The organism is Nostoc sp. CALU 546 (assembly GCF_048836525.1).
On the sequence record NZ_JAWJTF010000415.1, the window covers coordinates 1 to 1,425 of the forward strand.

2 protein-coding genes are annotated in these 1,425 nt (G+C 39.6%); both read right to left on the reverse strand.

The annotated features are described in order from the left end of the window. Window positions 1-102: 102 nt before the first annotated feature. On the reverse strand, window positions 103-777 hold the full coding sequence (locus RRG12_RS44165; RefSeq protein WP_420761462.1) for an HAD family hydrolase: 675 nt from the start codon (window positions 775-777) through the stop codon (window positions 103-105). Between the two features lie 51 nt (window positions 778-828). Further along, window positions 829-1,425: DUF1932 domain-containing protein (locus RRG12_RS44170; RefSeq protein WP_420763369.1), on the reverse strand; the 597-nt coding region annotated here is incomplete at its 5' end.

A 1,425-nucleotide genomic window follows, 5' to 3' on the forward strand; every position in this document is an offset into this window, starting at 1 on the left:
CCCCCTTACTTCAGACATGGGGTATTCTGACTCCTGAATTCGGTCTTCTTACTCCTTTTCATATTGCGAATAAAACATCAATAACGATTAGATATCGTGCTTTTACTTTCCACTGTTAAGAAAAGGTTGATTTTGCTGCTCTAGCAGTTTTGGTAATAATTTCATGTCATTAAATACGACAGATGCACCAACTGCTCTTAGTTTTTCTGGGTTAATCAGTTCTGCATAACCAAATACTGTCATACCTGCATCAACTCCAGCTGTGACACCTGTAGGTGTATCTTCAATAACGACACAATCCTTTGGGGAAAATCCCATTTTATCGGCTGCATATAAAAATACATCAGGATATGGTTTACTACGTGAAACTTCTGAAGCACTAAATATTTTATCTGAAAAGTAAGGAAGCAAATCTGTTACAAATAAAGCTTTCTGTATCCACTTAGGGCTACTATTTGAAGCAACACAACAAGGAAGATTGAGCTTACTCAAAACATCATGTATTCCCTGGACTGGATGCAAATCAGTCATGAAAGCTTGCATGGTTCGTTGCTCAAATTCAGTAGCAAAATTCTCTGGTAGAGATTTGCCAAGCAAATTTCTAACTATTTCTAAACAGTGGGTCATTGATGCGCCAACAAAAATATCGAACACATCATCTAAAGTTAAAAATAGTCCTATTTCCTTGAGCATTTCCAACAAAATAGTATTTGCGATTCGCTCACTATCTATCAAAACACCATCACAATCAAAAATAACTAAATTAAATTTGTTCATGAATTTACTAAAAATTCAAAGTCAACAACAGCACGGATTAATTTACAAGCTTTAGTTTGATGCAGTTTCGTCGGAAAGAATAGTAATGATTTCGCTCAATGAGCGATCGCGGTTACGTTCTTCTGGTGTCTCCTTGCCCAAAGAGGTATCTTTCACTAAGCGGTAAACATCAGCTGCGCCGTAAAAAATCCGCTCAGTCAGACCTAACTCTTGAAAGGTTTCAGCAATCTCTTCCATTTCCCCTATCCAACGATGTGCTTTTGGTGTCATGGATGGAATAGAACGGGTGAGAATAGCAGCAAGTTCTGGTTGGCTACTAGATACTTCGTTCCATAGTTGCTCATCCAAACCTAAACGATGGGCAGCAATTAATAATTCTGTACTAATCGCTGTCAGTCCTTTGGTGAGGGCGGCGTAAGACATTTTCAATCCAGAAGCTTGACCAACTTCATCGCCAATCACTCGGATATCCAATCCATAATTCTGCAATTGTTGCAATTCATTGGCGTGTTTTCCTGACGCATAGATGCGCGTGCGACCGGGAACTCTGGGAGGTGGGCCAATGATGGAAGCATCTACAAAAGTTGCCCCAGATGATTCAATCAGTTGGGCAATACGTTTTACTTTTTGGGGTGCGTAGACGCTTTG

Bases quoted from the DNA above. Each gene is read 5' to 3' on its own strand.
- RRG12_RS44165 (WP_420761462.1), bottom strand. From the start codon at position 777: ATGAACAAATTTAATTTAGTTATTTTTGATTGTGATGGTGTTTTGATA.